Source organism: Nostoc sp. (genome assembly GCF_036917675.1).
In the GTDB taxonomy this organism is placed as follows: domain Bacteria; phylum Cyanobacteriota; class Cyanobacteriia; order Cyanobacteriales; family Nostocaceae; genus Nostoc.
The window spans coordinates 41,151-48,396 of record NZ_JBALCT010000041.1 but is presented as its reverse complement, the minus strand read 5'-3'; the positions used below and the strand labels follow the sequence as shown (position 1 = coordinate 48,396).

General features: G+C 42.1%; 7 protein-coding genes. 5 read left to right on the top strand and 2 right to left on the bottom strand.

Annotated elements, in window-relative coordinates; all coding sequences use genetic code 11:
* The first annotated feature begins 229 nt into the window (after nt 1-229).
* The gene (gene crtE, locus V7K31_RS13625) at nt 230-1,162 is read left to right on the top strand and encodes a geranylgeranyl diphosphate synthase CrtE (RefSeq protein ID WP_335094862.1); all 933 of its coding nucleotides are present in this window, start codon (nt 230-232) and stop codon (nt 1,160-1,162) included.
* 271 nt (nt 1,163-1,433) lie between these two features.
* Nucleotides 1,434-1,889 carry a divergent PAP2 family protein gene (locus V7K31_RS13620; RefSeq protein WP_335094861.1) on the top strand — a complete coding sequence of 152 codons (456 nt, stop codon included), beginning with the start codon at nt 1,434-1,436 and terminating at the stop codon, nt 1,887-1,889.
* 144 nt (nt 1,890-2,033) lie between these two features.
* On the opposite strand, the gene V7K31_RS13615 is transcribed toward V7K31_RS13620, so the two are convergent.
* Nucleotides 2,034-2,699, bottom strand: coding sequence for a hypothetical protein (locus V7K31_RS13615; RefSeq protein WP_335094860.1), 666 nt, complete (start codon nt 2,697-2,699; stop codon nt 2,034-2,036).
* 787 nt (nt 2,700-3,486) lie between these two features.
* Between V7K31_RS13615 and V7K31_RS13610 the strand changes: the two genes are divergently transcribed.
* The 3 genes from V7K31_RS13610 to V7K31_RS13600 all read left to right on the top strand — a co-directional run bounded on the left by V7K31_RS13610 (nt 3,487) and on the right by V7K31_RS13600 (nt 5,733).
* Nucleotides 3,487-3,936: a hypothetical protein gene (locus V7K31_RS13610; protein WP_335094859.1), complete on the top strand. Its 450-nt coding sequence runs from the start codon at nt 3,487-3,489 to the stop codon at nt 3,934-3,936.
* A 35-nt stretch (nt 3,937-3,971) separates the two neighbouring features.
* Nucleotides 3,972-4,409: an NUDIX hydrolase gene (locus V7K31_RS13605; RefSeq protein ID WP_335094858.1), complete on the top strand. Its 438-nt coding sequence runs from the start codon at nt 3,972-3,974 to the stop codon at nt 4,407-4,409.
* 217 nt (nt 4,410-4,626) lie between these two features.
* Nucleotides 4,627-5,733: an AI-2E family transporter gene (locus V7K31_RS13600; RefSeq protein WP_335094857.1), complete on the top strand. Its 1,107-nt coding sequence runs from the start codon at nt 4,627-4,629 to the stop codon at nt 5,731-5,733.
* An 88-nt stretch (nt 5,734-5,821) separates the two neighbouring features.
* On the opposite strand, the gene V7K31_RS13595 is transcribed toward V7K31_RS13600, so the two are convergent.
* Complete coding sequence (locus tag V7K31_RS13595; protein ID WP_335094856.1) at nt 5,822-7,219, bottom strand: sensor histidine kinase; 1,398 nt, start codon at nt 7,217-7,219, stop codon at nt 5,822-5,824.
* Between the last annotated feature and the right edge of the window lie 27 nt (nt 7,220-7,246).

Here is a 7,246-nt window from a genome sequence, read left to right as displayed (position 1 = left end):
GAGTGAGGAGTGAGGAGTGAGGAGTGAGGAGTGAGGAGTGAGGAGTGAGGAGTGAGGAGTGAGGAGTGAGGAGTGAGGAGTGAGGAGTGAGGAGTTAAAAGTTAAGAATTATTAATCGCGTCTCTCCTGTACAGACGCGATTAATCGCGTCTCCTCATTTTTTCAGCGCCACAGCACCTTAAAATTGTGACTTATAAGACAAAAATCCCAAAATGTCAGGAATTAAAGAATGGTAGCAACTGATAACGTTCAAAAGACACCACCAGAGGAAGCCACGTTTAACTTAGCAGTCTATCTGAAAGAGCGACAAAAGCTTTGTGATACTGCTTTAGATCAGGCTATCCCGATCATTTATCCAGAAAAGATTTATGAGGCGATGCGCTACTCGTTATTGGCTGGAGGCAAGCGTGTACGTCCCATTCTTTGCCTTGCTACCTGTGAAATGATGGGTGGAACTATCGAAATGGCCATGCCAACGGCTTGTGCTGTGGAGATGATCCACACAATGTCGTTGATTCATGACGACCTCCCAGCGATGGATAATGACGATTACCGTCGTGGCAAGCTGACGAATCATAAAGTCTATGGCGAAGATGTGGCGATTTTGGCTGGGGATGGCTTGTTGGCTCTCGCTTTTGAGTTTGTTGCCATTCAAACCCCCGAAAGCGTTAAGAGAGAGCTAGTCTTGCAGGTAATTGCCCGTCTTGGTCGGGCACTGGGGGCAGCTGGTTTGGTCGGCGGTCAAGTTGTCGATTTAGAATCGGAAGGTAAATCAGATATTTCCCTAGAAACGCTAAATTTCATTCATAAACACAAAACAGCCGCTCTTTTGGAAGCTTGCGTAGTTTGTGGCGGGATCATAACTGGAGCATCACCTGAAGATGTGCAGCGACTGACCCGTTATGCTGAAAATATTGGGCTAGCATTCCAAATCATCGATGATATTCTGGATATCACTGCTACTCAAGAGCAATTAGGCAAAACAGCTGGTAAAGACCAAAAAGCGAAGAAAGTGACCTATCCCAGCCTTTGGGGGCTTGAGGAATCACGCTCAAAAGCCCAAGAGCTAGTTAAAACAGCTTGCGGGGAATTAGAACCATTTGGAGACAGAGCCAAACCACTCCAAGCGATCGCTCATTTTATTACCAGCCGCAGTAACTAGTACCGCTTTGCGGAATTCGTAAATCGTAATTCCTATACTGTAAGCGTTTGATTTGGAATGGGTGGTTTATTCACGCTATGCTGTACTACACCGGCCAGAGGAATTCACTCATTCAAAATTAAAAAAGCTTATCAAATAAGCTTTTTGGCTGTTTGAATAATTGATCTTTTTCCGCCGTGATGTACTAGGTTAATTTTGGATTTTGGGTTGAATCTAAATGTTTCCTCAACCAACAACTGCTGCTAATATTTACTAACCTAACCAAAATACCATGCAGGACATAGGCAACATTTTAGACAACCGGGTGCTGCTGGTTGCTCTGGTCGCTTGTTTAATTGCTCAAGCACTAAAGCTCGTAATCGAGATCATCAAACATCGCAAACTGAATGTACGTGTTTTGGTGACAACCGGAGGGATGCCCAGTGCCCATTCAGCTTTAGTTACAGCTCTTGCGGCTGGTGTCGGGCAAACACTTGGTTGGGCATCTGGTGATTTTGCCGTTGCGATGATTTTTGCGATCATCGTCATGTATGATGCAGCCGGAGTTCGCCAAGCGGCTGGTAAGCAAGCTCGTATCCTGAATCAAATGATTGATGAATTATTTGATGAAAAACCAGACTTTAGCCAAGACCGTCTGAAGGAATTACTCGGACATACACCAGTTCAGGTAATAGCTGGGTCGGCTTTGGGTATAACTATCTATTGGTTAGCTAGGTCTGCTTATTAAGCTAGGGCAATGAATCTTTGTTTGAGCGGCTATTAATAATTAATAACTGGTAACTTGTCAACCAATTTGGAATTTTGGACTTCGGTTAGTTGACAAATTACCACCCTGGTAGATCGCATCAGTATTCCAGAAAACTTAATATCACTACAACCGCACAGTTGAGCGCAGCAGAATCACCTTACGACTATCTACTATGCTGGCAATAAAACCGCGATCGTTCAGCTTCTGCAATGTGTTGTATGCTTCAGTTTGGTTGGTGGTATAAACTGCCAACAAGTAAGGGCGTTGTCCATAAGAAACAAAACCTACCTTACCTCCCACTAATTGCTGCACACTATTTACTAGTTCTGGACGGTTGTAATAATCTACCAGCACTGCATAACCCTCTCCTAAGGCTTGAGGATTATAGCTGACTGTCTGCTGAGGTGGCTGTAACTGTGGCTGCACATCTGGGGTTGTTGGTCGAGTGGTAATTATGGCAGACAACCCAACAATATTGCTGACATATCTCGCCCAACGATTGGCATCGTCAATTTTATTAAAGCCCCCGACTCGCGTCACAGTTTCGTTGAGATATTTGCAGGTGATGGTCTTAAGTTCAGACGGTAAGGCACTACGCAACTGCTTTTGATTATTTGCTGTGGGACTGACTACTAATAAAAGATACTCACCTGTATTTGGTGGTTGACAAACGGGAATGGCTTGTTGGGCAAAGACAGAACTCATGCCACCAATCAAAAGAGCGTAAGCGAAGCTCGTCGTAGATATCGCTAATCCTAAAACACTTGGTAAAGTCTGAAATCTATGCACAAAAGTTAGATTATGTAAATCAAGGTGTTCTAGAAGATTTTATAAGAAAAAAGCTGAAAACCCAGCTACTTCAGTATGGGGATTAAAGGAGTGTTAAAAAATATATTTTGTTACTGAAAAATAAAATTAGGGAGTGAATACGGTTCGGTTAAGATCCCCCGCCTACTGCGACCCCCTTTTTAAGGGGGTAAAAGATGGTTATAAGCCCCCCCTTTTTAAGGCTACGGTGTACCACAAGTCGAAAAAAGCTCGATTGACCATTGTTCTCTGCTTCTCTTGTTCCCATGCAAAGCTAGGAATGGCTGATTAGGGGCTGCTGCCTCCAGCCAGACATTGAGCCAGAGACTCAATCAATGCATTCCCATACGGAGTATGGGAACGAGGAAAGCCTTATCAAGTTAGGTTTGGTTTTTAGGACTTGTGTGTACACCGTAGCGTTGGTAAGGAGAGGGATGTCCTTTCTTGACAGGCTGGGGTTTTTGTTTTGGGTAATTCGATGACTTGTGTGTATACCGTAGCTTTTTAAGGGGGGGTTGGGGGGATCTTCGAGGAATAAACACCTTAAGCGAACCGTATTGATTAGGGAGTGGGGAAGCCAGGGGGTTAGGTTTTTGATTACTGAATCGATGGTCTAGCGGAGTCAACAGTCCAAAATCCGGAGTTAAAATATTGATTCTTGACTTTTAACCATTATTGTGATCCTGTTTGATGTCGTAGCGTTTTTCTCAGAGTAAATCCATAATGTTTATTTTCTACTGACTTAATAAAACTAGAGACAAAGCAAGCAATGACGCAAAAATTTGCTCAATCGGTGGCTTTGATGGAACAAGCGAGAAATTTGTCCCTTTCGTTCTTATGCGGACACAGCATTGTTCCCTACCGCCTGGGGTTGATTTTTTTCTTGGTGGTGGGGCTTTGTAGTTGTGGTAGTTTGCCTTCGTCTGGCTTGAATGGGGCTAACTTAAAAATTGGCACTAATGTCACCCCAATTAGAGAAATTAAACCAAAACAAGACAATCAGGCTATAGTTTATATCCAAGGTCAGGTAGAAAAGCAAGCTCCTCTGATGAAGCAGTGGGCTTATCAAATTAATGACTCGACGGGCAAAATTTGGGTTGTCACCCATCAAAAGAATCTCGCCGAGGGAGCAGAAGTGGTGATTAAGGGTAAAGTTCGCTACCGAAGTGTCCCCTTAGCTGGTAAAGAATTGGGGGAAGTTTATCTAGAAGAAGAGTAATCAGCAATTAAAAATGAACATATAAAAATGAAGATATGAACAATCAATCGGTGCATGTAGCGATCGCAATTCTCTACCAAAAAAACAAGTTTCTCATGCAACTGCGTGACAACATCCCCGGTATTCTCTACCCTGGTTACTGGGCGCTATTTGGCGGTCATATCGAACCTGGTGAAACGCCAGAGGTAGCAGTGAAGCGAGAAATTTTAGAAGAAATCGGCTATATATTACCACCTTTTGTTGAATTTGGCTATTATCCCGGTGAAAGAGTTGTCCGTCATGTCTTTCATGCACCACTGTTGATGGAATTAAATCAACTGGTTTTGAATGAAGGTTGGGATATGGGATTATTGACCCCAGAAGATATTCGCCAAGGTAACTGTTATTCGCAAAAGGCTGGCGAAGTACGACCTTTAGGGAGTGTGCATCAGCGAATTATGTTGGATTTTATCGAGACAAATCAACAAGCCTAATCAAAGAGAATTACTGTTTGCTAAACGGTTAAAAAATCGACGGTTAGTAGTAGATGTGCCATTTAAGGTGTTAATGCTGGGATAATAGTTAAGCAACGTTGCCTGAGATCGCTGCATTACTCACTGCAATCAATAAAGGTGCAAATGCCACCACTACGATTATTTCCCAGTTCCCAGAAGCCAAAATAAAGTTATAACTCTTGTGGAGTCACCACTAATGCAATCAGCAAACAAACTGCCGCGATGGTTAACTATAGGATTGGCATTTCCCATTGCCATTCTCAACGGCTGGCTATTGCTCCAAGTTGTGCAGTATTTTCAACCGTTGGTGAGTATTATTGCCGCCGCTATCTTACTGGCTTTTGTCTTGAACTATCCAATCCACTTTCTCCAGGAACAAAGGGTAAAACGCAACCTAGCGATCGCCGGAGTGTTGCTTTTGACTGTGGTGGTTTTAGGAGCTTTAGGCATCACCTTGGTTCCCCTGATTATTCAACAGCTCGTAGAGCTAGCTAATATTTTGCCCAGTTGGATTGATTCTGGTACTGTGCAGCTGCAAGCTTTCCAGGATTGGGCGTTAAGTCAACAACAGCTTCCGATTAATTTAAGTGGTTTATTTACCCAAGTTCTGGAACGATTATCTAACCAACTTCAGTCTTTCACTGGTAGAATTCTTGGTTTTGCTGTTGATACCATTGGTATTGTCCTCAACGTGCTGCTGACGGTAGTACTGACTATTTATTTAATATTAAACGGCGAACGTCTTTGGGACGGAATTTTTCTGTGGTTTCCTCCTAACATTGGGTTAAAAGTGCGGGAATTATTGCGAGAGGATTTCCACAATTACTTCATTGGTCAAGCAACACTGGGAGCTGTGTTAGGAGTGACAATTACACTGGCGTTTTTGGCGCTGCAAGTTCCCTTGGCTTTACTTTTTGGCATCGGTATTGGTTTGTTTTCTCTCTTCCCCTTTGGTACAGGAGTAGGTATCGCCATAGTAAGTTTGTTGGTAGCGCTGCAAAACTTTTGGTTAGGAGTTGAAGTCTTAGGTGTAGCTGTTGCCATCGACCAAGTTAATTCTAATTTTATTGCACCTCGAATTCTTGGTAATTTGACTGGTTTAAATCCCGTGTGGGTGGTGATTTCTTTGCTGTTGGGGGCAAAGTTGGGAGGAGTGCTGGGTTTGTTAATCGCTATCCCTATTGCCAGTTTTATCAAGGATATAACAGATAGCTGGCGGGGTGGAGAGTTTAAGAAGCTAGATGATATCGAGTCAGAACCTGTTACGGTGACAACAATTGAGCCAGCAAGAACTTATAGTTAAAGTTCAATATGTAAGTGAACGAAAACTAATAATGTTGACTATTTATTTGTGAATTTTGAATTGTTATTGCTTGGTTTTTCTGAACTTGTTAAGAATTAAGGGGAACTGGAATTCTAATCATAAACTCAGTCCCTTCGCCAACAGCCGATATACATTGCAGTTGACCACCGTGTTTTTCCACAACAATTTGATGGCTGATAGATAGACCTAATCCAGTTCCTTTACCAACGGCTTTAGTGGTGAAAAATGGATCAAACAACTGCTTTTGGAAACTCTCTGGAATTCCTGGTCCATTATCGGAAATGCGAATAATTACTTGCTTGTCATTAGTGAGTTCGGTCTGAATGCAAATTTTTCCTTTATCCCTTACTAATGACGTAGGCGCTTCGCCTTCCCGCAGGGTATGATTAATGACTAATGACTCTTCTAGAGCATCAATAGCATTCGCCAAAATATTCATAAATACCTGATTGAGTAACCCAGCGTAGCACTGAATTTTGGGAAGATCACCGTATTCCTTAATTATGTTGATGCTTTCACCGATTTGGGGATTTTTGAGACGGCTTTGTAAAATTACCAAAGTACTATCAATACCTTCATGGATATCAACTGATTTTTTCTCAGATTCATCGAGACGAGAAAAATTTCGTAAGGAAAGAATGATTTGCTCGATTCGCTTGGTGCCAACCTCCATAGAGGTGAGAAGACGGGGGAGATCAGTAGTTAAAAAATCTAGTTCAATTTCTGCGATCGCAGTTTCAATTTCCGCTTTTGGTTCAGGATAACATTGTTGATACAATCTAATCAGATCGAGTAAATTTTGACTGTATTTGATGGCGTGGACAAGGTTGCCAGCAATAAAGTTGATGGGGTTATTGATTTCGTGGGCAATACCAGCAACGAGTTGTCCTAATGCAGCCATTTTTTCATTCTGAACTAATCGCGTATAGTTATGTTGAAGATCGTTAAAACCTGCTTTAGCGACTTTAGATTGTTCCTCTACCTGCTGTAGATCAATAAGTGTTAAAACATGAATTTTGGAGTAGGCTAAGAGTAATTGATGAAAATCAACCAGCTTATATTTTCCAGACATGGTTTTAACTAAAATCGGCTCATAAGCAACTTCAGGCGATCTTTCCAAAGTTGCCTGAGTCGCATTGACAATGAGCGTATCCTCAGAAAAGGCTAATATCTTTGGCTCGAAAAACTTGTAAAGAATTCTAATCGGTCTTTTAGAAAATAGTGCCAAACTATAAGGGTGGGTCATCTGCTCAAAAAATTTCCGCCGCGAAATTATCCCCACATACTGTTGATTATTATTTAGGATAATTCCCGGTAGTAAAGGCTGTTGGTTAAAGAGTATAGCTAAATCATTGCTCGGACACTCTACTTCGATGTCAACCTGCCAAAATGGTAATTCTTGCAAAGTTGACTTTAATCGCAGGTTGGATTCATTACCATTTGTCATGCCATCCATAGTCAGCATACTCTCAAGCCTTGGGTGCTGAGATAA

Excerpts from the sequence above, each read along its gene's own strand:
- crtE (WP_335094862.1), top strand. The coding sequence starts at position 230 with ATGGTAGCAACTGATAACGTTCAAAAGACACCACCAGAGGAAGCCACG.
- V7K31_RS13620 (WP_335094861.1), top strand. The coding sequence starts at position 1,434 with ATGCAGGACATAGGCAACATTTTAGACAACCGGGTGCTGCTGGTTGCT.
- V7K31_RS13610 (WP_335094859.1), top strand. The coding sequence starts at position 3,487 with ATGACGCAAAAATTTGCTCAATCGGTGGCTTTGATGGAACAAGCGAGA.
- V7K31_RS13605 (WP_335094858.1), top strand. The coding sequence starts at position 3,972 with ATGAACAATCAATCGGTGCATGTAGCGATCGCAATTCTCTACCAAAAA.
- V7K31_RS13600 (WP_335094857.1), top strand. The coding sequence starts at position 4,627 with ATGCAATCAGCAAACAAACTGCCGCGATGGTTAACTATAGGATTGGCA.
- V7K31_RS13595 (WP_335094856.1), bottom strand. The coding sequence starts at position 7,219 with ATGCTGACTATGGATGGCATGACAAATGGTAATGAATCCAACCTGCGA.